The sequence below is a fragment of the Amycolatopsis sp. NPDC005232 genome, assembly GCF_040607795.1.
Classification (GTDB): Bacteria; Actinomycetota; Actinomycetes; order Mycobacteriales; family Pseudonocardiaceae; genus Amycolatopsis.
Genome location: NZ_JBEXHL010000046.1, coordinates 18,563 through 38,418, shown reverse-complemented (window position 1 = coordinate 38,418; position 19,856 = coordinate 18,563). Strand labels below are relative to the sequence as shown.

The window sequence follows — 19,856 nt, the reverse complement described above, 5'->3', positions numbered from 1 at the left end:
CCCTCCGGCCATGACGACTCTGCAGTCCGCCGAGCTCCCCACGGCCCGTGGGCCGTTGTCGGCCGCCGTCTCCGAGACCCTGTCCGCGCCCCCACCCGGGCACGCTCCGCCGCTCGACGCGATCGCGGAGACCGACCCGTTCGGCGACGACCTGCAGCTGGCGCTGCACCTGTGTTACGAGCTGCACTACCAAGGTCTGCCAGGCGTCGACGCCGACTGGGAGTGGGACCCCGAACTGCTGCGGCTGCGGACTGCGCTGGAAGAGCGCTTCCTGAGCGCGTTGCGCGCCGCCGTGGCCGGTGGCGACAATGTCGACGGCGAGTTCGCCGCGCTGCTGGTCGAGCCGATCGACGCGGCCGGCGCGTCCCACTACCTGCGGGACGAGGGCGAGTGGTGGCAGGTACGGGAATTGTTCGCCCACCGCTCGATTTACCACCTCAAGGAAGCCGATCCGCACGCGTGGGTCATCCCGCGGCTGCGGGGCCGGGCCAAGGCGGCACTCGTGGCCGTGGAGTTCGACGAGTTCGGCGGCGGCCGCCCGGAGTACGTCCACTCGCGGCTGTTCGCCGACCTGCTGCGCGAAGCCGGGCTACCCGACGGATACCTGGCCCTCCTGGACCACGTGCCCGCGCCGATGCTGGCGATCGTCAACGCGATGTCGCTGTTCGGGCTCCACCGCGCGCTGCGGGGCGCGCTCGTCGGCCACTTCGCCGCCGCGGAGGTCACCACCGCGCCCTCGGCGCAGCGCATGGTCCAGGCGCTCACCCGGCTCGGCGCGGCCGAGGAGTGCAAATTCTTCTACACCGAGCACATCGAAGCCGACGCGGTGCACGAACAAGTGATGCGCCACGACGTGGTCGGCGACCTGCTCGAACAGGAACCGGCGCTCGCGGCGGACGTGGTGTTCGGTGTGCAGGCCACGAACCACCTCGAAAACCGCCTCTGCGAGCACTTGCTGGGGTGCTGGCGCACCGGGCGGTCCTCGTTGCGTCAGCCGTTGCCTTGAGTCCGGACCCGCTTGCGATGACTGGTGTCGCACAGCGGGAAGCATTTGCTGCGCCGGCAGGTACACACCGCCACGAGGAATCGGTCGGAGCGCACCGTGTCGCCCTCGGGCGTCTGCAGCTCCACCGGACCCTCGATCAGCAGCGGCCCGCCCGGGACCAGCCGCGCCCGCCGATGGTCCCGGCCCTCACCGGTCGGCACGAAGGACCACCAGCTCCTCTGTCCGCACCTGGGGGGCCACGAAGCCGGACTCCTCGAGGAAGTCCGTCCGTCCGGAAAGGACCGGTCCGAACGGGACCGCCGCCCGGGCGACGACCCGTGCACGCAGGCCCGCGGCGGTAAGCAGGCGAACCGAACGGTCCACGCCGGACATCACGGACTGCACCAGCAACAGGAACCCACCTGGCGCAACGAGTGCCGGGGCGACCTCACACAACGGATCCAGCACCGCGCGCCCGTCGCTCCCAGCGTCGCATCGGCGGTCCGGCCGGGCCTGTTCCGCCGGCATCGGCACGTACGGCGGGTTGGTCACGACGACGTCAAAGGGGCCCCCGTCCGCGGCCGCGAGCAGTCCGCCGCGGCGCACGCGCACCGGCAGCCCGCGCAGCGCCGCGTTCACCCGCGCCGACAACAGCGCCCGCCGCGAAAGGTCCACGGCCAGCACGGATTCCGCCCCGGCACGGGCGAGTGCGATGGCAAGCGCACCCGTCCCGGTGCACAAGTCGAGCGCGCGTGCCCCGGCGGGCACCCCGGCCCGGCGCACCGCCGTCGTCAGAAGGCACGTGTCCGCTTGAGGACGGTAGACGCCGGGCAGCCGGAGCAGGCCGCGTGCGGGAAGTGCGGGCCCCGGAGGGAATGCGGGCAGCACCTTCCACAGGGTCGTGGCGCCGTCGGCGATCTCATCCGCTTCCTCCGCAGGTACCGTGGTCATCGGGGCCTCCTCGGCGTCAGGGTCACCGCCGATTACCCGGCTACCGACCGGACAAACTTCGCGCGGTCGCAGCGAAACCAGGTTTCGACCTCCGCGCCGGCGCAACCACCGGTACCTGGCGGCTCTGCGCTTCCCGCTCTCGCTGTGGGTGAACACCGCACCGGCCAGCGATCGCACGGCCACCGGGCTTGTGAGGCACGATTCCGGCCGTCGCAACGGAAACCTGCACTGTCGCCAGCACTGCAGCCGCCGCGTGCGCCGGCGCTCTACCTCCCCGCCCAGACCAGCATCGTCCGAGAAGGCCCCAACCGCGCCTTCCACCTCAAAAACGGGGAACAGCTGGCATAGCTCCATAGGGGAGTGCGCCTCGCTCGCCAGTGACATTGTGCCGAAGGAGGCGGCGTGAGTCACCGCGCGACGACGTCGAAGCTCAGCCCGAAGTTGTCAGCGTCAGGGGCAGCTCCCCCGGTGTCAGCGTGGCGCCGTGGAGGTGGAAATCGTGGGCCTGCAGCAGGTTCGCGAGCAGCATCGACGTCGTGAACAGCGCGCGGCCTTCACGTAGTACGGTGTCCGCGACCCACGCCAGTGGCTCGTCGCAGCGTACGAGTGGCTCGTTGTCCGGACCGCGTGCGAGTTCGGTTCCGCGCAGCAGCAGCACCCACGGGCGCATGCGGGGACCACGTAGATCGCGCAGGTGCTGATAGTCGTGGAGCCGCCGCGCAAGCCCGGACGGGACGGTCCTCCCACCACGACTCCTTGCGCAGCGGGTTGGCCGACAAGCCCGGCAGCGACACGCCGGTCAGGCTGTCCCGGCTCTGCTGCGCCCGCAACGGGTCGAGGTCGGTGGCGGGGCCGTGCGACCAGCGGGCGTACAGATCGTCTTCGCCGTCGCAGCTGAACAACGCGCACAGCTCGTCGAGGCTGCGGACGGTCGGCATGTCCCGCTGTCGCGGGCGAGCGGGCGATGGCCCCCCTGGTCCGGTCATCGTTGTTCCGTTCAGCTGGTGAGGATTTGCATGGACATGATCTACAGCATTGCGTTGGTCCACTTCATCTGCCGCAGCGTCTGCGGGTGGCAGCGGCTCGCCAGTTCGAGCATCTCCTGGTCTTTCGTGACCTGAGCGCCCTGGGCGAGCAGTTCCCAGTCGAGCGACACACCGGCGGCCTTGCGGTGCAGCCGCCGCAGGTCGGCGAGCAGCAGCAGCCCTCCTCGGCATCATCGTCCTCCACGAACGGCTACGCACAGCACAGACCTGCGGCCTCCTCGGCCGCCGCAGCAGCCATCGTCCTGCTCACCACGACTTGACGCGCTGCACCGACGGCGCAGCAGTTCCGGCGTCCGCTGGAGTCCAGGATCGTCGCGCATCCGTCTTCCATTGAATCTCGGGGCCCATCGTCATACGTTTATTGGCGCTACCCTGGGTAGTTGCCCCTCGCCGAGACCTTGCGAAGGAGTGATCACCATGCAGCACCCCGAATCGATCGACGTCGCCGACCGTCTGCTGCACTCCCCACCGCGTCACAGCCGGCGCGACGGAGCAGGGAATGGGTCGCACGGCGAGAGCGATTTGGCGGAGCGTTACCGCGCCGCGCAAACCGAACTCGAGCAGTTGCGGCAGGTGTTGTCGTCGCGGGCACCGATCGAACAGGCCAAGGGCATCCTGATGGCGCAGCGTCGCTGCACGGCCGGTGAAGCATTCGAGATCCTTCGCGAGCTGTCACAGGACACCAATGTCAAACTCCGCGACGTGGCTCGCGGCTTGATCGAGGAAGTCGTGTCCACTCCGCGCCGCTGCGGCCCAGCCGACAGCAACAGCAGCCAGCCAGACGACAGACTCCCGTCGGCCGCTTCTTGACCGACGGGAGCCAGGCGCCCGCGACCCTTCATCGAGGTGCCCGACCTCTGGCTATCCGCTCACTGTTCGCGCAAACCGCGGTCGGCCCGCCAGCGGGTCGTTCACCCATGTGGCCGACCGCTAGCCAGGCCGCATGCTCCGACTCAGCTTCCCCGTCAGCGGCGTCTCCGACCGGCCCCGGGCGATGCACAGCATGCCCGTCGAGCCGTACCCGCGCATGCACCTCGACCTTCTCGTCGACACCGCCGCCGAACAGAAGGCCGAAGTGTCCTGCCTCAAAAAGCTGCGCGCGCGACACAGACTAGGACAGGTATCCGCCGGAGCCGGACTTCGTCTCCTCGCCGACTCCGACGGCAGCCGCTTCTGCGTCGTCCACCTCAGCCCCGCACCCTCCGGCTGCTGACCCCACCGGCTACCGATGGACGGCGACGTCGGCGACACCATGGGAGACCGTCAGCCATTCCCGGGCGGTGGCGAGGGTGCCGTGCAGAAGGAGGACGTGGTCCAGCTTGAGCATGGTGATCGGGCGTCGAACCGCTTGCTGATCGCTTACGGTGACACACGGGATCCCGACGGCGTGGGCTTCAGCCGAAGCCACCAGCAGCGCGCGCAAAGCCCGCGCGGAGCAGAAGCCCACGCGCGTCAAGTCGACGATCAACGCGCGCGGGCGCAGGGCGACCTCGTCGAGCAGCCGGTCGAGCAAGTGGTCGGCGACAGTGCAGTCAAGGTCTCCAGTCGCGGCGAGCACGGTCGAGTCGAGGGAGCCGGTGACGGTGAACGTCGCCGCGCTGTGAGGAAATGGGTCGCTCATGAACGCTGTCACCTCCATTGAGGCCGGCAACCTGCGGATCATGCCGGCGTCGCGGGTCTGGCAGCACCACCGGATGGCGGCGGGTGCTGGAACTGGCGGCTGCTCGGCTGAACCGCGGACATCACGAACGTACCCAGGTGGGGTGAACCTTATGCACCCCGTGAGACCTGGCGGTTTTGCCGCTGCCACGAGCGGGTAGACGCCAGTCACGACGAAGGAGGAGCCGTGCCTGAGCAGAGCTGGAGCACCAAACGCGAACGTCAGTACGAGCACATCAAGTCGTCGCAGAAGAAGCAGGGAGCCAGCACCGGACGGGCCGAGGAGATCGCCGCGCGCACGGTCAACAAAAACCGGGCCCAGTCCGGGGAATCCCGGACCGCCAGTAAGAGTTCCACCCGCGACACGTCGCCGCAGAAACGCGGCGGAAAGCGGTCCGGCAACCGGCAAGGCCCCGGCGGGCCGACGAAGGACCAGCTCTACAACGAGGCCAAGAAGCGCAACATCAAGGGCCGCTCCAGCATGACCAAGAAGGAGCTACAGAACGCCCTGGGCCGCTGAGCGCCAGGGTCGCGTGGCCATCCGCTGATCCACCCGAGCCCTCGCCACAGATCATCTCGATCGACGGCCGCGGCCCCGAGGACATCGCCATGCTCGCCGGCAGTGACTCGGTCACCAGAGCGGAAGATGGGCGGATCCTGCGGATCGCCGAAACCGTCAGCAGGTTCGTCGAGCAGCTCCTGGGGCCGGGGTGCCGAGACGGCGTCCAGATCGCCGGCCACTCGGGCCATGGTGAGCTCATGGTCGGCGGAGAGCCGGAGTGGTCCACGCGGATGGATCGGGTCGACACAGGTCCGGATGATCTGGTGATGGTAGTGGTCAAGGTGGCCTGTTTTCGTCGGCGCACCCGGGATGCGACGCTGAGGCGAGGTTGCGACCGCGCGTCAGCTCGCGCCCGGAGTGGAAGGAGACCACGGGCACGGCCCACTGCTGGACCGCTCGCCGGTCACCCCCTGAACCCGACCCGGACGGCCGACAACGGCGTGCTGCATCACCAACCAAGTCCACGAAAGATCTCAACGGGCGACGCGATCGTGCTCACCGCCAAGATGAGTTTTCCGGCGCACGCGCATCTATGGACATGCGTCGTCGGTCGCGGTGTCGTACTCCTCGGTTCCCTTCACCGGCAAAACAGAGAACACCGAACAGCAGAGCACCGCTCCCATGGAATTCACCCGCGCTCGCCGCGCACCGGACCGACCCGGACACCACCCGCTTCTGTGTCGTGGACCCGGGCAAGGCGTTTTCCCAGGCTCGGCACGATCAACCCAATGACGGTAGCCAAGCGGTGACGGATCCCGGTCAGCCGGGTGTCGTCTCGCCGCCGAGCGCTGCGATGACTTCGCCGCTGTAGTAGGACGAGAGCCGGTTCGACGCCAGGAATACGTAGGACGGCGCCAGGTCGTCGGGGTGCGCGGCGCGTTCAAACGGCACCTGCAGCCCGAACTTCTCCACCTTCTCGGGAGGGAAGGTGGACGGGATGAGCGGCGTCCACACCGGGCCCGGCGCCACACAGTTGATCCGGATGCCGCGGTCGGCCAAAGCCTGAGCCATCGCCATCGTCCACGCGTGGATCGCACCTTTGGTCGCGGAGTAGTCGATGAGGGATTTGTTGCCGCGCAATCCGTTGACCGAGCCGGTGTTGATGATCACCGATCCTTCACGCAGGTGCGGCAACGCGGCCGAGGTGACCCGGAAATAGCTGTGCATGTTGACGTCGAACGTGTGCAGCCATTGCTCGTCGCTGAGGTCTTCGGGCTTGTCCACCGGCCGCTGGGTGGCGGAATTGTTCACCAGGATGTCCAGACCGTGGAGATGCTCCACGGTCTGATCGACGACGTCCCGGCACTGCCGCGCGCGGCCCAGGTCCCCGGGCAGCAGCAGACACTCACGGCCTTCGGCCCGTACTCGCTCGGCGGTGTACTCGGCGTCGGCGTGCTCGCTCAGGTAGGCGATCGCGACATCGGCACCTTCCTTGGCGAACGCGATCGCGACCGCCCGCCCGATACCGGAATCCCCGCCGGTGATCAACGCCTTCAGCCCGGTCAACAACCCGCGTCCCTCGTAGCCCGCCATCGTGTCCCGCGGCCGGGGGTCCATATCCTCGGTCAGCCCGGGCGGCTCTTGCTGCTGCGGCGGGCGCAGTCGATCTTCGGCCATCGGTCCTCCTGTGCGGATCGGCTCGTCCGTGCCGGTTACCCCGCGCCCGGCGCACCGAACCGGGTCAGATCGCTCAGGAGGGCGTCTGCTGTTCCTCGGCGGTGTGCAGGGGGCGGACCGTCGCGTCCGGGTGCCGGGTCAGCGGCAGAAGCGGCAGCGTCGGCGTTTCCGCGATGCGCTCCAGGTGCCGCAGCATGATTCCTTCCCGCAGCGCCCATGGGCAGACCTCGACGCGCTTCAGGTCGAGCGCTGACAGGGTCCCCTCGGCGCCGAGCGCGCCCGCGACGACTTGCCTCGCGCGAGCGCGAGCGAGGCGGCGTCGGAACCGGTTGCGACGCAGGTGTAGGCGGCGCGCCGATCGGGTGACCGCCGCGGGCCATGCGCCGAAGCCGGGGGGCACCCGTGACCGAGGTGAAGTCGACCGCCCGCGCGGAACCGATCGTGCGGAGTCTGAGGCGCTCGCCTCGTGGATCGGTGTTCCTGGTTCCCCAAGATGACCGGCGGCATGCTCGACGAGCGCCTCGGCAAATGGCAGTTCTGGCTCACGTTCATCGGGTTCCACCTCACGTTCCTCGTCCAGCACTGGCTCGGCGCCGAAGGCATGCCACGCCGCTACGCGTACCTGTCCACCGATGGCTTCACCACCCTCAACACGATCTCGACCATCGGCTCATTCGTGCTCGGCGCATCGATGCTGCCGTTCATCTGGAACGTCGTGAAAAGCTACCGCTACGGCGAAGTCGTCGCCGTGGACGACCCATGGGGCTTCGGCAACTCGCTCGAATGGGCCACCACCTGCGCACCGCCGCGGCACAACTTCCACGAGCTGCCGCGCATCCGCTCCGAAGGGCCGGCATTCGAGCTGCACTACCCCGCGATGACCGAGCGGCTCGAGGAAGAGAAACACGTCGCCCGCCGCGAGAAGCACCGGGTGCGAATGCAGGAGCCGCATGGACAATCTCGATGAGCTGCCCGCAGAGTACGACATCACGCGGGGCCGCCACTGCGGCCGAGGCCGGCGACCTTCTATTGGAAGCTCCATTGGTCGTACGACAAGAGCCTCCACGAGTTCGCCCGCCGCCATGTGGGGCATGACGGGGACCACGTCGGCCTGGGCGACGAACCGACGAGGTCCTGGTTGTCCATGACGGGCAAGCGGCGGACGCAGAGTGCGGACATTGTGCGAAACCCGTCTCGCGCCGCAGGAGCGGCACACGACGTGGTGTTGGTTGTCGCCCACCCGGGACTCGTAGCGGGCATTCGCGCGGACCCGCGTCAGTGAGTGCGCGCAGCATGTCGTAGACCGCCTGGTGCGACACAGTCGGGAGATCGGCCGGCACCAACGTGGTCGCCGTCTCGGCGTCGCCCGGTAACACTCGGCCACTCAGCTCTTCCTCACGCACCAGGAATCTCTCCGTGGTCGTGCGCGCCGACAGCACACTGGCATGCGGAGACAGGGACGACGTCTGGGCCGCCAGGGCGCGACCGCAGGCCGTTCCCAAACGGCCCCCGCACGTTGAACCCGCCATGCCGCGCGGGCGGGGCGGGGCGGCTACCACGCGATCATGCGGGTTGCGGGCGGCCAGCAGGTAACGTCGTCGGTGCCCGGGGGCGGCACCATCGCAGCTCGTGACTTGCGAGCGTGAGGTTCACCGGCCGGGGCCCGGGCGTCATCTCGATCGTGCCATGAGCGGGGACCTCGATGGACCTCGTCGGTCCGGCATTCACGGGTACACGCGCCGCGCGGGCCGGAGCGCGCGGCCAACGAGTGCGACGCGAAGCGCTGCACCAGCCCCGCCAGCTTCGGCGATAGGTATTCCTCGGATGCGGATCGACGGCGTGTGCCACTTGGTGCAGCCCTCAGGCGGCGGGCTGCAGCAGGATCTTCTGGGCGCCCTCGAGCTTCTTCTGGAAGATGTCGTAGGCTCGCGGCGCGTCGGCCAGCGGGAGCTTGTGCGTGGCGAAACCCTCGACGCCGAGCGGGTCGCCGTCGGCGGTGAGGACCGGCATGATGTCGTCGATCCAGTGGCGTACGTTGGCCTGGCCCATGCGCAGCTGGATCTGCTTGTCGAAAAGCTCCATCATCGGCATCGGGTCGACCATTCCGCCGTACACACCGGACAGCGAGATCGTGCCGCCGCGGCGCACGCTGTCGATCGCGGCGTACAGCACGCTCAGGCGGTCGACACCCGCCTTCTCGGTGATCTTCGCACCGACCTGCTGCGGCAATAGGGCGACGAGATTGTGCGCCAATCGGCCGATCGGCGCGCCGTGGGCCTCCATGCCAACGGCGTCGATCACCGCGTCCGCGCCTCGCCCACCGGTGAGCTGCCGGATCGACTCGGCAATGTCGCTGTGGTCGCGGAGATCGAGGGTGGTAGCGCCGTGCGAACGCGCCCGCGCGATCCGCTCCGGTACGAGGTCGACGCCGATCACCTCGCCGGCCCCGCGGTGCCGCGCGACGCGGCAGGCCATCTGCCCGATCGGCCCCAGCCCGAACACCACGACCGAACCGCCGTCGGGCACGTCCGCGTACTCGACGGCCTGCCACGCAGTCGGGACCACGTCGGACAGGTAGACGAACCGCTCGTCTGGCGGGCCGTCCGGGACCTTGATCGGCCCGTACTGCGCCTGCGGAACCCGCAAGTACTCCGCCTGCCCGCCGGGCACCTGGCCGTAAAGCTTGGTGTACCCGAGCAGCGACGCCCCTTTGCCCTGGCTCGTCACCTGCGTCGTCTCGCACTGCGACTGCAGGCCACGTTCGCACATCCAGCAGTGGCCGCACGAGATATTGAAGGGGATCACGACACGGTCGCCGGGCTTCATCCCGCTCACGGCCGCGCCGACTTCCTCGACGACGCCCATCGGCTCGTGACCCAGGATGTCGCCCTCGGTCATGAACGCGCCAAGTACCTCGTACAGGTGCAGGTCCGACCCGCAGATCCCGGTGGACGTGATCCGCACAATCGCGTCGGTGGGCCCCTCGAGCTTCGGGTCGGGCACGGTGTCCACGCGGACGTCGCGCTTGCCATGCCAGGTCACTGCCTTCATCGATCTCCCTTTCACCGTGGAGAAAGCCAACTGGTTGCGGGATTTCCTGACGACCGGCGGGGCAAACGCGATTCACCTGCCTGGAACCGGCTTGCGTGGGCCGCTCAGGCTGTCACGGCAAGCACGGTGACCTTCGCGTCGAACGTCTCGTCCGACCCGTCCAGGTCGGTGAGCCCGGGCAGTATCCAGACGGCCGGCTCGGCTTCCCGCGCTGCCGGGTAGAAGATCTCTTCCTCGATGTAGGCGTTGACGGTCAACTCTTCGATGATCCATCCGCCGCCGCTACGCCGAACACCGGCCCACCAATGGCTTCACCCTTGTACACCCCCGCTCCACGATCGGGTCCGGCTATCGCTTCAGCGACCGCGTCGAGACTTACGACCCGGGGGTACGGCAATTGTGTTGTTGTTAGCGGGTGCCTGGCCCCCTTTCGGCGTGCGGTGTGGCGACCCCGCGTGCTTCGCGTCCGGTGAGCAGGCCCAGGACGATCATGCCGATGCCGAGACCGAGGTGGAGCCAGTTGTCCGCGTTGTTGATCGGGACGAAGTTGGCGTCACTGCCGTGGTCGATGAGCAGGCCATAGAGCCACAACACGAGGTACACGACTCCTCCGATGAGGAGGTACAACCGTGCGGCGCGTGAGGTGCGGGCGCACACGAGGCCGACGATGCCGAAGAGCAGGTGCACGATGTTGTGCAGGGTGGAGACCATGAACACGCCGAAGAGCATGGCCGTCGAGCCGTGCCCGGCGAAGCTCAACTGGTCGTAATCGGTTGTGACGCCGGGGACGAACCCGAGGACACCGACCAAAAGGAAGACGGCGGCGACGATGCCCGCGGCGAGCTGGGCTGACGACCGTCCGATTGCGGTGTGTGACGGCGTGCTTGTAGACATGGGCTTCTCCTCCCGTGAAACGGGCTTCGGTGGGGCCCGGACGGCCACCACGTTGGCCGGGTACGTACCCCGCAGATGACCTGCTAATCCTGATGGGCTCGACGAGCGTGTTCCGTCATGCCAAAGGCTCGCGATGGTTATCTCCGCTCGGGGCGGGCATTCGAGCGGATCGGCGGCCGGAATCGGCCGGTCGCCACGTCAGGGAAAGAGGTCGGCTCGATGTTCCGACACACCAAGCTCCTGCAGTTCGAAGCGAAGCCCGAGAAGCCGGACCCGGTATACGCGCACAAGCTGCAGGAGCTCGTCGGCGGCGCGTTCGGCGAGATGACCGTGACCATGCAGTACCTGTTCCAGGGGTGGAACTGCCGCGTCGAAGGCAAGTACAAGGACCTGATCATGGACACGGCGACCGAAGAGATCGGCCACGTCGAAATGCTCGCCACGATGGTCGCCCGGCTCCTGGAGGGCGCACCTGCCACGGCGACCGCCGATGCGGTGAAGGACCCGGTGATGGCCGCGGTGATCGGGGGGATGGATCCGCAGCAGGCCATCGTCGCCGGGGGCGGGGCGCTGCCCGCCGACAGCAACGGCACACCGTGGAACGGCAAGTACATCGTGGCGTCGGGCAACCTGCTGGCCGATTTCCGCGCCAACGCCGCCGCCGAAGCCCAAGGCCGGTTGCAGACCGCGCGGCTCTACAACATGACCGACGACCCCGGCGTCAAAGCCATGCTGCAGTTCAACCTCGCCCGCGACACCGTTCACCAGAAACAATGGCTCGCCGCCATCGACGAGCTCAAGACCGACGGCCTGGAAGGCGACATCGCCCCGGACGCACTGTTCGACGAGGAGAACCAGGAGCACAACAACACCGTCTGGCACCTGTCCGACGGCCCCGACGGCGCCAAGGCCGGCTGGACCTTCAACGAAGAATCCATCGAATACCTCATGGACCCCAAACCCCTCGGCGGCCCTGGCACCGCACCCAAGCCCGACCCCGCGCTCTTCGGCACCTACGCACCCCTGCAGAACGCCAAAGGCACGGTGAAAGGCAAGGCGAAGTCCGCGAAGAACAAGGCCAAGTGATCACTCGCGGCGGCCCGGCGCCCGGCCGGGCAGCCCACACCACCACACTGAGTTCGAGTCGACCCGGCGCGACGCCGTGAGCCGGTGCCGGCTCGCCGCGCGCGTAACCGCGGCCGAAGGCCGCAGGGGGCATCGCGCAGGCCCTGGCCGCCGAAAACGCGGCGGCGCCGCTGGAATTGCGCGCGGCGCGACCCGGCGCCACCTCGTGGCCGGGCACGCCGGTCACGTCAACGAGCCGACCGCGCTGCCCGCGCACATGTGGCTGGACAACAACAGGTGGCGTCTCATCGCTCCGGGAGCCGAAGCGGCGCGACGGCGTGCTGCTGTTCGACGACCTCGGCTCAGCCAGGTCGGACGTGCCACAGGTATCCCTCGGCCGAGGACAGCGTCACCCGGCGGAGGGCCGCTGCGGGTCAGCGGCCCGCCGGCCGCTGACCCGCGCGTACGAGCAACGGCACCCGGAGGGCAACCCAGCAGCACGAGCACCGCCATGCCCAGCAGGACGTGCCGGTGCGGCGCCGCGGCGGTTGACCGAGGCCGAGACGAACCATGGTGTCGTTTGCGGCGACGCTCGTGCCGGTGCTGTTCGAGCGTCACTGCCCTACGTGCCGCTCGAATCGGGCCTGATGCGCGAACGCCGGTTACGCCGCTCGCCGGAGGGTAACCGATTCAGGAAACGTGTTCCGTCGGCAGCCCGGCACTCCAGCCGGGGCCGGCGTCCACGACTGCCGCGGCGCGGCCGGACGCCTGCCGCCGAGGAGGGATCCATGATCGAAGTCACCCGCATGGTCGGCGCCGATCCGGCCGCGGTCTTCGCCGTCCTTGCCGACGGCTGGCACTACTCCGGCTGGGTGGTCGGCAGCAGCCACATCCGCGACGTCGACGCCACCTGGCCCGCTGTCGGCTCGCGCCTGCATCACACCGTCGGCGCCTGGCCGCTGCAACTCGAGGACACGACGGTCGTCCTCGCCGTCTCGCCGGGCGAATCGCTCAAGCTCGAGGCCCAGGGCTGGCCACTCGGCACAGCCGAGGTGGAGGTCACCCTCACGCCTCGCGAGAGCGGCACGCTCGTCCGCATGGGTGAGCGCGCGTTGCGCGGCCCCGGAAAGTTCATCCCCGAGCCCCTCCAGGCACTGGTGCTGAAGCCCCGCAATCGCGAGTCTCTGGCTCGGCTCGCGGCATTGGCGGAGGGCCGGTCCCGCAAGCCGGTCGCGCCATAGGCTGATCCGTTTCCACGGCCGCGCCTTTCCGACCCGGCCGAGTTTTCCGCGCGCCATCGAGCTCCGCGTGGCCGTCAGCCGTACACCGCGCGGTTCGCCGCCTTGATCAACGCCGCGTAGCCGCTGCCCAGTACGCCGTTGCGGGCAAGGGCCGCGCGGACCGCGTTGGCGCCCGGGCCACCGTGGACGGCGCCGCCGGGGTGGGCGGAGGCGCCAGCGAGGTAGAGGCGGTCGACGGGGGTGTCGGAGCGGCCAAGGCCGGGGACAGGACGGAAGAAGAGCTGCTGGTGGATGGCCGTGGTGCCGCCGTTGACGGCGCCGCCGACGAGGCTCGGGTCGTGGTCGGCGAGTTCGGCCGGCCCCTGGACGTAGCGGGCCACGATGCGGTCGCCGAAGCCCGGCGCGTGACGTTCGATCGAGTCCTCTATGGACTTGACCCGGCGGGACAACGCGGACGGCGTCGCCACGGAACCGCGGGGCACGTGGGTGTAGGCCCACACCGCCTCGGTCCCCTCGGGTGAGCGCGTCGGGTCGGCAGTGGTCATCTGGCCGAGCAGCAGGAACGGCCGCCGCGGGACGCGGCCGCGGGCGAGCTCGGCGCCGAATGCCGAGAGACCATCCTCGTCACAGCCCAGGTGGACAGTGCCGGCGCGCCCCGCTTCCGCCGCGGTCCACGGGACCGGCCCGCTGAGCGCCCAGTCGACCTTCACCGTCGCGCTGTCCCATTCGAACCCGGTGTGCAGGTCCTGCACCAGCCGGGCGGGCAGCCACTCCTGTGCGACCAGTTTCCCGTACAGCGCGGTCGCCGGCACGTCGGCCAGAACCGCGCGCCGGGCGCGGATCGCGTCGCCGTCGGCGCAGCGCACACCCACCGCGCGGCCGCCGGCCACGAGGATCTCCGTCACTTCACGTCCACAGTGGACAGTACCGCGACCGTCGAGGCGTTTGACCAACGCCGAGACCAGCTCCCCCGCCCCGCCCTCGGGCACGGGGAACCCGACGTCCTGTGCCAGCATCGTTAGCAGCCACCCGAAGACGGCGCTGCCGGCGTTGTCCACCGACAGGTCGCTGTGCGCGGCGTTGCCCGCGAGCAGCAACCGCGCACCCTCGCCGGAGAACCGCTCCTGCGTGAACCGGCGAGCCGGCAACGTCAGCATCCGCGCGAGCCGAAGCGCCTCGGCGGTACCGGTGCGGCGCAGCAGGCGGGCGGCGGGCCGCACGGGAGGGAAGGGCGTGAACAACGCATCGAGGAGCTGTTCGCGCAGCTGCTGCCACTGCGCGAACAGCTCCCGCCACGCATCACCGTCCCCGGCGGAGAACTGCGCCACCGACCGCGCCGTGCGGTCGACGTCGCGCGACAGCACCGCGCACCGGTCGTCCGGTAACACGTGCGCCAGTACCTCGGGTGCGTGCCGCCAGCGCAGGCCGTGCTCCTCCAGCCCCAGCCCGCGAACGATCGGCGAGGCAGCCGACATCGGGAAGAACGCGCTGCACAGGTCGTTGCGGAACCCGGGCGCGGTCACCTCCGCGGTGTGCACCGCTCCGCCCGGGATGTCGGTGGCCTCCAGGACCAGCACGTCCCAGCCGGCGTCGGCCAGCAGGTTCGCCGCGACGAGGCCGTTGTGCCCGGCCCCGACCACGATCGCGTCGACGGTCTCCACCACGCCCCCCTCACGCCTGCGACTGACGCGTGGGACGAAGGCGCCCCAGCGCACGCACCCGTGATTTCAGCCCGGTGCTCGCGCGCGCCAACGGCGGTGACGCCCCCGCCACCTTGTCCCGCACCGCGCCGATCAGCTCAGTCACCGTCTCCCGCGTGCTGTGCCGCGGCTGCCAGCCGAGCATCATCTCGGCGCGCGTGGTGTCCACCAGCGCGGCGCGATCGGCCAGCTCCAGCCAGCCCGGGTGCAGTGGCTGCAGCCCAGCCGTCCATGCGACCCGCGCTGCGAACCGTGTCACCGACTTGCGCACCGGCAGGCGCAGCCCGCCGATGATCCCGGCCAGTGCCTTCGCGTCGAGCACGTCGGGTGCGGCCAGGTTGAAGGGCCCGGTCGCGCGCTGCTCAACGATCAGCCGCAGGGCCGAAGCCACGTCTTCGGCGTGCACCGCCTGCACGCGCAGGCCTTCCCACAGCGGCACCGGCAGCAGCCGTCTGCCCAGCAGCCCGGGCGGGATCACTGGGCCCAGCAGCCAGCGCGTGAACTCCCCCGCCGCGCCCTGCTGCACCACCGCGCACGGCCGGATCCGCGCCAGTCCGATCGCGGGGTGCGCCTCGGCGAACGCGTCGAGCACCGCCTCCAGCTCCGCTTTGCCACGGCTGTAGGCGCTGGCCGGGATGCCCGTGCGCGGGAACTCCTCGCCGACCTTCTCTTCCCGCGGCCCCGGCCCGTAGGCGGCGACCGAAGACGCGCACACCAGGTGCCCGACGCCCGCTTTCGCCGCGGCGTCGAGCACGTGCCGGGTCCCGTTCTCGTTGGTGCGCCACATCGCCGGCTCATCCCACGCCGGCGAGATCGCCCACGCGAGATGCACCACCGCGTCGGCCCCGTCGAACGCGCGCGCCAGCTCATCGGCGGCGCCGGGCTCACCGAGGTCGGACTGCAGCCACGAAACGCCGGCGTACGGCTCCGCGACGAGATCCGGGATGCGCCGGGCGATGCCGGTCACTTCCCACGAGGGCTCCAGCTCGCGCAGCAGCGCCGTCCCGATGTTCCCGCTCGCGCCCGTGATCACGATTCGCACGCCTGAGGACTACCCCGGCGCGCCGTCCCGTAACCCGACCGCCCGTGCGGTCACCCGCCGGCCGAACCCGGTTTCATCAGCTTCCCCTGTTGCGCGTCGGCCTCGGCCCGCGGCGCGGCTGCACGCCGCCTGGCCATCAGGACGACGTGGTCGGCTTCCGAGTGGGCGAGGGCGAGCAGTCGGCTCACCTTATCGCCGAGCCGGCGGGATCGCCGGGTGCGCGGCACGGCCGGTCGAGCTGTTCGCGCAGCACGGAGGTCTCGGCGCGCGCCTGCGCGAGCCGATCGGCGAGCACCTCGACCTGCGACTGCGCTGTGTCACGGTCGACGGTGAGCAGGCGCAGTTCCTCGTGCAGCTCGGCGAGCCGGTCGTCGGCTTGCTCGCGGTCGTAGCCGCGCAGCGTCAGGGCGAAGCTTTCGAGCAAGGTGAACGTCACCGTACCCTCCCTTCGAGCAGCGCGGTGAGCTCGTCGGTGTGGCCCGCGCCCCGCAGGCGCACCGGGTCGGGCGTGCCGAGCGTGGTCGTCGTTGAGCACGGCGTCGACGGAACCAGCCCACCTCGGCCGGCTGAGGGGCCACAGCGGTGCCGAGGTAGCGCACGACGATGAGGTCTTCGCCGGAGCGGGTTTCGATGGCGGCGGCCCAGCGGCGTTCCTCGTCCCACAGCAGAGCGAAATCGCGGTCCGGGTCGGCCGGGTTCCGCTGGTCGAGCGCGAGGTGGGCTGAGCCGCGCGGCCCAGCGCTCCCGCGTCAGCGGTGCGTTCGGCGAGGGGTCAGGCCGTGATCTCCTTGCGGTCGGCGCCGGCGGTCACGGTCGAGCCGCAAAGTTCCCGGATCGCCCCGACCAGGATCGTGCGCCCTGTCCAAGCTCGACCTGGTTGATGTTGTCAACCACCGTCTGCGTCGCGTTCCGGCCAAGCAGTCCGAGCAGAGCCGTGAGCACCACCGAGCCGGGAAAGACGGACAGCACGCCGTGATAGGTGGGCGCGGCCGCCCACTCGATCAGGTCGCCGTGCTTGAAACGGTTCGCAGTTCTTAAGCACGGCGCGCCACGAGTTGCCCAAGATCCGTCGGGCCGTCCGGCTTCGTCCGCTCATCCCGGCCACCCGTCTCCGCCGCCGCGGGAGGTGCCCCGGGCCGGCTGCGGAAATCACGCGTCGCGATGTTTGTCCCGCCAGTGCGCGGGCACCACAGGACCGCGGCCAGCGTGCCGCCGTGTCCCGTACGTGAAAGGAGAAATCCTCGGCGTGGGACGAGAACGTGGACGAGATCCGCGACACCGCAACCGACGAGCTGAAGTGGACGGCCACCGCCGTCGACCTCATCTTCGGCTCCAACTCGCAGCTGCGCGCACTCGCCGAGGTCTACTCCAGCGAAGACGCCCGGACAAGTTCGTCGCAGCGTGGACGAAGGTCATGGAACTGGACCGGTCCGACCTCGCCTGAGGCTGAGCGACGGACAGCCCGGCCGGTCCCGAGTGGATCGGCCGGGCTGTTCACTGTCCAGAGCACGAGGTCTCGCACCCGTGATCGCACGCCGAGAGGCCCGACGGACCTCGATCACGATGCGGTTTCTCTTTGCGTTCGGGTTTCATTCCCAAGCCCAGCACCCGGTCTCCCCGGCCCGGCGCCGAAGAGCCACGCCGCACGCAAACAGCCTGGTTCTCGTCCCGCCCGGATGACCGCGCCCGCGTACCCGCAACCGTGTCGGCGACAAAGGGTTGGTTTCACGCCCCCGCCTGGGGGAATCCAGCCCGCGCACGGTGCTTTCATCTGCGGACCAGGCTCAGGCGAAGGTGGTGATGATCCGTGGAACCGAAGCCCACGTATCGGGAAGAGCTGCTGCTGCGGCACTACGTAGAGTCGGTCGCTGAGCAGGTGGGAGTGGAGGCGACCGCGGTGCTTTGCGAGTGCGGCACACCTTCGACCGCGTACGTCGCGCTCGCCGACACGTCGCGCGCTTGGCCCGGGCGGCTCCTGATGCTCGCGTGGAGCAGCGACGAGGGCTGGCGACTCGCACTCGAGCCCGAGAGCGACGAACCGCCTGTGATCGTTGCCGTGTGGCCGGAACCGGTCCGCCCGGCCCCGGCGCGAGTCGCCTCCAGAACGAGCTGCGGACGCGGGCACAGGCAGTCGCGACGGCGTCGCCGACGCCCTCGGAAGATGCGGCCCACCCGTCGCGGCAGCCGGAACGTGCCTACACGCCGATCAGCCGCTGACGTCTACGCGGCCCACCGTGTCGGCCGCCACGGCGCGGGTGCCCCGCCAACACAGCGGTGTCAGCCACCGCACGACCCAGTTCCGGAGAGGAGACATCATGGCCACCGGCGAAACCGGATTCGACGACGTCACCTACGACCTGGTGTCTGTGCAGTACCACGCCCTGAAGGCGGGACACGACTACGGCCAGTACGTCAGGGACGTGGACAACGCGGGCAAGCAGGACATCGCCGATTTCTTCCGCACAGTGATGGCGGAAGACTCGGCACGGGCCAAGCAGTGTCACGAATTCATCAAAGAGCTGTCCGGCAGCTCGGAATCGGGCCCGGCCGTCACGGAGGCCGTCCGGCCGTTCGTCCGGCAAGGCGAGGGCGGAGCAGCAGCGCACGGCCGCCGGCTCAGCCGGTGGCCGTGCGCTCGGCGGCGCGCGGTCATCGGTCCACCGGGCCCCCATTCGCGCGATCCTTGGCATCGGTGCCGGAGGGAGGAGTGCCGAATCATTCAAGGGCGGCATCGAGACTTCCCGGGCGTGCGGCTGTTGTGCGCCGCTCGGCGACCCGGCCGCGCTCAACGCACCCACCAGCGTCGACCTACGCCGCGCGAGCGCCGCGGCGATGCTGGCCGCCCGCTGCGAATTCGACGCCCTGACCACGCCTCAGCTGCAGACCGTGCTCCGCGAAGCCCGCCGACACCGGCGCTCGAGCTGAGTGACGAGGCATGCTTTTCCTCGGCCGCGCCCGGGGCGCTCGTTGAGGTGCGTGAGGCCGGCAGGCAACGCATCGCGCTGCGGCTGGTCATCGGGCGCTATCTCGAACGCAGCCTCACGCTGCTCGGGCTCGCGAGGGTCTTCGCGCTGTATTCGTCGTGGGGCGAAGCACTGGCCGCCGACGCAACCGTCAACTCGCGGCACCGAGCCGTTGGGCGAGCAGTCTCTTGCCCTGCTCCGCACCCTTCCGGCTTTCCTCCTGGGCACGGCGGAAAAAGGCGGCCAGCTCGCGGTCGCCCGTGCGGTCGGCATCGGCGATGTAGGACTCCATTCGCAGCGCGTTGCTCAGACACGCCTCCACGAACCAGATGATGTTGTAGTCCTTGTCCTGTGTACCTGTGACCTGATCGGTTTCGCTGCTGGTCACGATCACTCCTCGGGTTTCGTTTCCGACGGCCTCCTCAGACCTCGGCTACCCCGATTCCGTCACTCGACACCTCGAACCCGTGTGGCCCGATCGCACCCGATGTCCGGCGCGGCCGGCGGCGCCCCGCAAGCCGCTTCGATGTTCGACCGCGCGTTGCGCCACAGGTGAGTACCTTCGCCGGTCACGTTCTGGTCGATGTCGGTGGTCCCCAGGCTGATGTGCGGCCGACACGCGAGTGAACATCCCGAGGCCCGAAGGTGATGCACCGTAGCGGTGGCTGCGAGACGATCGGGCAATGCAGGCATCCGATCGCCACCCCGCGCCTGGCGCCGGCGAGACGAGCGTCAGCCTCCGCGGTGAGGGTTCCGCTGTGGTGCTCACTGCACGCGGTGAATTCGACGCACTCACCGCACCCCTGCTCCAGGCGGCAATCCACGATGCGCTGAAGACCACACCCGACGTTCTGGTGGTCGACCTGACCGCAGTCAGCTTCTTCTCCTCGATCGCCCTCGCGGCCCTGGCCGAGGCACGCCAAGCCGCCGGCGAGCGCACCAGCCTGCGCCTGGCGGTCGAGCGCCAACTGGACCGCACCCTGCGGTTGGTCGGCCTCCACCACCGGTTCGCCCTGTATTCGTCAGTGGCCGACGCTCTTGCCGTTGACGACACCTGACTCGCTACGCGCGACACAGGAC

22 protein-coding genes and 4 pseudogenes are annotated in these 19,856 nt (G+C 69.5%); 10 read left to right on the top strand and 16 right to left on the bottom strand.

All coding sequences use genetic code 11. The features are described from left to right. Nucleotides 1–10 precede the first annotated feature (10 nt). Nucleotides 11–1,006: an iron-containing redox enzyme family protein gene (locus ABZU76_RS46160; RefSeq protein WP_354883153.1), complete on the top strand. Its 996-nt coding sequence runs from the start codon at nucleotides 11–13 to the stop codon at nucleotides 1,004–1,006. Here the strand turns inward: ABZU76_RS46160 and ABZU76_RS46155 are convergent. The 4 genes and pseudogenes from ABZU76_RS46155 to ABZU76_RS46140 all read right to left on the bottom strand — a co-directional run bounded on the left by ABZU76_RS46155 (nucleotide 991) and on the right by ABZU76_RS46140 (nucleotide 3,092). Beyond that, complete coding sequence (locus tag ABZU76_RS46155; RefSeq protein ID WP_354883151.1) at nucleotides 991–1,206, bottom strand: CDGSH iron-sulfur domain-containing protein; 216 nt, start codon at nucleotides 1,204–1,206, stop codon at nucleotides 991–993. The two genes, ABZU76_RS46160 and ABZU76_RS46155, sit on opposite strands and share 16 nt — an antisense overlap. Further along, nucleotides 1,193–1,936, bottom strand: a complete 744-nt coding sequence (locus ABZU76_RS46150; protein WP_354883148.1) for a methyltransferase — start codon at nucleotides 1,934–1,936, stop codon at nucleotides 1,193–1,195. Before ABZU76_RS46150 ends, ABZU76_RS46155 begins: the two co-directional genes overlap by 14 nt. Nucleotides 1,937–2,366: 430 nt before the next feature. Beyond that, nucleotides 2,367–2,874 (bottom strand): annotated as a pseudogene (locus ABZU76_RS46145) (DUF6098 family protein). Nucleotides 2,875–2,963: 89 nt separating this feature from the next. Continuing rightward, nucleotides 2,964–3,092 (bottom strand): hypothetical protein, encoded by a 129-nt coding sequence (locus ABZU76_RS46140; protein ID WP_354883146.1) that lies wholly within the window; start codon nucleotides 3,090–3,092, stop codon nucleotides 2,964–2,966. Between the two features lie 307 nt (nucleotides 3,093–3,399). Between ABZU76_RS46140 and ABZU76_RS46135 the strand changes: the two genes are divergently transcribed. Both ABZU76_RS46135 and ABZU76_RS46130 read left to right on the top strand, forming a co-directional pair. Beyond that, nucleotides 3,400–3,792 carry an ANTAR domain-containing protein gene (locus ABZU76_RS46135; RefSeq protein WP_354883143.1) on the top strand — a complete coding sequence of 131 codons (393 nt, stop codon included), beginning with the start codon at nucleotides 3,400–3,402 and terminating at the stop codon, nucleotides 3,790–3,792. 133 nt (nucleotides 3,793–3,925) lie between these two features. Beyond that, nucleotides 3,926–4,195 (top strand): VOC family protein, encoded by a 270-nt coding sequence (locus ABZU76_RS46130; protein ID WP_354883141.1) that lies wholly within the window; start codon nucleotides 3,926–3,928, stop codon nucleotides 4,193–4,195. A 9-nt stretch (nucleotides 4,196–4,204) separates the two neighbouring features. On the opposite strand, the gene ABZU76_RS46125 is transcribed toward ABZU76_RS46130, so the two are convergent. Then, on the bottom strand, nucleotides 4,205–4,603 hold the full coding sequence (locus ABZU76_RS46125) for an STAS domain-containing protein (protein ID WP_354883138.1): 399 nt from the start codon (nucleotides 4,601–4,603) through the stop codon (nucleotides 4,205–4,207). A gap of 225 nt (nucleotides 4,604–4,828) precedes the next feature. Here ABZU76_RS46125 and ABZU76_RS46120 point away from each other — a divergent pair, with 225 nt between their 5' ends. Continuing rightward, complete coding sequence (locus tag ABZU76_RS46120; RefSeq protein WP_220240184.1) at nucleotides 4,829–5,161, top strand: plasmid stabilization protein; 333 nt, start codon at nucleotides 4,829–4,831, stop codon at nucleotides 5,159–5,161. An 801-nt stretch (nucleotides 5,162–5,962) separates the two neighbouring features. Here the strand turns inward: ABZU76_RS46120 and ABZU76_RS46115 are convergent. Together ABZU76_RS46115 and ABZU76_RS46110 are read right to left on the bottom strand one after the other, a co-directional pair. After that, nucleotides 5,963–6,820: an SDR family oxidoreductase gene (locus ABZU76_RS46115; RefSeq protein ID WP_354883135.1), complete on the bottom strand. Its 858-nt coding sequence runs from the start codon at nucleotides 6,818–6,820 to the stop codon at nucleotides 5,963–5,965. Nucleotides 6,821–6,893: 73 nt separating this feature from the next. Continuing rightward, nucleotides 6,894–7,016, bottom strand: coding sequence for a hypothetical protein (locus tag ABZU76_RS46110; RefSeq protein ID WP_354883133.1), 123 nt, complete (start codon nucleotides 7,014–7,016; stop codon nucleotides 6,894–6,896). A gap of 285 nt (nucleotides 7,017–7,301) precedes the next feature. On the opposite strand from ABZU76_RS46110, the pseudogene ABZU76_RS46105 reads away from it, so the two are divergent. Further along, nucleotides 7,302–7,787 (top strand): annotated as a pseudogene (locus tag ABZU76_RS46105) (cbb3-type cytochrome c oxidase subunit I); the annotation flags it as partial. 228 nt (nucleotides 7,788–8,015) lie between these two features. On the opposite strand, the pseudogene ABZU76_RS46100 reads toward ABZU76_RS46105, so the two are convergent. The 4 genes and pseudogenes from ABZU76_RS46100 to ABZU76_RS46085 all read right to left on the bottom strand — a co-directional run. Beyond that, nucleotides 8,016–8,163 (bottom strand): annotated as a pseudogene (locus tag ABZU76_RS46100) (transcriptional repressor); the annotation flags it as partial. A gap of 517 nt (nucleotides 8,164–8,680) precedes the next feature. Next, the gene (locus ABZU76_RS46095; RefSeq protein WP_354883130.1) at nucleotides 8,681–9,871 is read right to left on the bottom strand and encodes a zinc-dependent alcohol dehydrogenase; all 1,191 of its coding nucleotides are present in this window, start codon (nucleotides 9,869–9,871) and stop codon (nucleotides 8,681–8,683) included. Nucleotides 9,872–9,975: 104 nt separating this feature from the next. Then, a complete protein-coding gene (locus ABZU76_RS46090; RefSeq protein ID WP_354883127.1) occupies nucleotides 9,976–10,128 on the bottom strand; it encodes a hypothetical protein in 153 nt (50 codons plus the stop codon). 151 nt (nucleotides 10,129–10,279) lie between these two features. Then, entirely contained in the window at nucleotides 10,280–10,765 is a 486-nt protein-coding gene (locus ABZU76_RS46085; RefSeq protein ID WP_354883124.1) for a DUF4383 domain-containing protein, read from the bottom strand. Between the two features lie 219 nt (nucleotides 10,766–10,984). Between ABZU76_RS46085 and ABZU76_RS46080 the strand changes: the two genes are divergently transcribed. Together ABZU76_RS46080 and ABZU76_RS46075 are read left to right on the top strand one after the other, a co-directional pair. Then, nucleotides 10,985–11,851 carry a manganese catalase family protein gene (locus ABZU76_RS46080; protein WP_354883121.1) on the top strand — a complete coding sequence of 289 codons (867 nt, stop codon included), beginning with the start codon at nucleotides 10,985–10,987 and terminating at the stop codon, nucleotides 11,849–11,851. Nucleotides 11,852–12,618: 767 nt separating this feature from the next. Further along, entirely contained in the window at nucleotides 12,619–13,071 is a 453-nt protein-coding gene (locus ABZU76_RS46075) for an SRPBCC family protein (protein WP_354883118.1), read from the top strand. 74 nt (nucleotides 13,072–13,145) lie between these two features. On the opposite strand, the gene ABZU76_RS46070 is transcribed toward ABZU76_RS46075, so the two are convergent. The 4 genes from ABZU76_RS46070 to ABZU76_RS46055 all read right to left on the bottom strand — a co-directional run bounded on the left by ABZU76_RS46070 (nucleotide 13,146) and on the right by ABZU76_RS46055 (nucleotide 16,478). Beyond that, nucleotides 13,146–14,732, bottom strand: a complete 1,587-nt coding sequence (locus tag ABZU76_RS46070; RefSeq protein ID WP_354883115.1) for an NAD(P)/FAD-dependent oxidoreductase — start codon at nucleotides 14,730–14,732, stop codon at nucleotides 13,146–13,148. Between the two features lie 10 nt (nucleotides 14,733–14,742). Next, a complete protein-coding gene (locus ABZU76_RS46065; RefSeq protein WP_354883112.1) occupies nucleotides 14,743–15,813 on the bottom strand; it encodes an NAD-dependent epimerase/dehydratase family protein in 1,071 nt (356 codons plus the stop codon). 184 nt (nucleotides 15,814–15,997) lie between these two features. After that, a complete protein-coding gene (locus tag ABZU76_RS46060; protein WP_354883109.1) occupies nucleotides 15,998–16,249 on the bottom strand; it encodes a hypothetical protein in 252 nt (83 codons plus the stop codon). Then, complete coding sequence (locus ABZU76_RS46055; protein WP_354883244.1) at nucleotides 16,131–16,478, bottom strand: DUF6292 family protein; 348 nt, start codon at nucleotides 16,476–16,478, stop codon at nucleotides 16,131–16,133. Before ABZU76_RS46055 ends, ABZU76_RS46060 begins: the two co-directional genes overlap by 119 nt. Before the next feature lie 570 nt (nucleotides 16,479–17,048). Between ABZU76_RS46055 and ABZU76_RS46050 the strand changes: the two are divergent. Both ABZU76_RS46050 and ABZU76_RS46045 read left to right on the top strand, forming a co-directional pair. Further along, nucleotides 17,049–17,257: pseudogene (locus tag ABZU76_RS46050) on the top strand (hypothetical protein); the annotation flags it as partial. A gap of 363 nt (nucleotides 17,258–17,620) precedes the next feature. Then, entirely contained in the window at nucleotides 17,621–18,679 is a 1,059-nt protein-coding gene (locus tag ABZU76_RS46045) for a DUF6292 family protein (RefSeq protein ID WP_354883106.1), read from the top strand. 248 nt (nucleotides 18,680–18,927) lie between these two features. Here ABZU76_RS46045 and ABZU76_RS46040 read toward each other — a convergent pair whose 3' ends face one another. Next, a complete protein-coding gene (locus ABZU76_RS46040; RefSeq protein ID WP_354883103.1) occupies nucleotides 18,928–19,164 on the bottom strand; it encodes a hypothetical protein in 237 nt (78 codons plus the stop codon). Between the two features lie 295 nt (nucleotides 19,165–19,459). Between ABZU76_RS46040 and ABZU76_RS46035 the strand changes: the two genes are divergently transcribed. Further along, nucleotides 19,460–19,834 (top strand): STAS domain-containing protein, encoded by a 375-nt coding sequence (locus ABZU76_RS46035; RefSeq protein ID WP_354883100.1) that lies wholly within the window; start codon nucleotides 19,460–19,462, stop codon nucleotides 19,832–19,834. Nucleotides 19,835–19,856 lie beyond the last annotated feature (22 nt).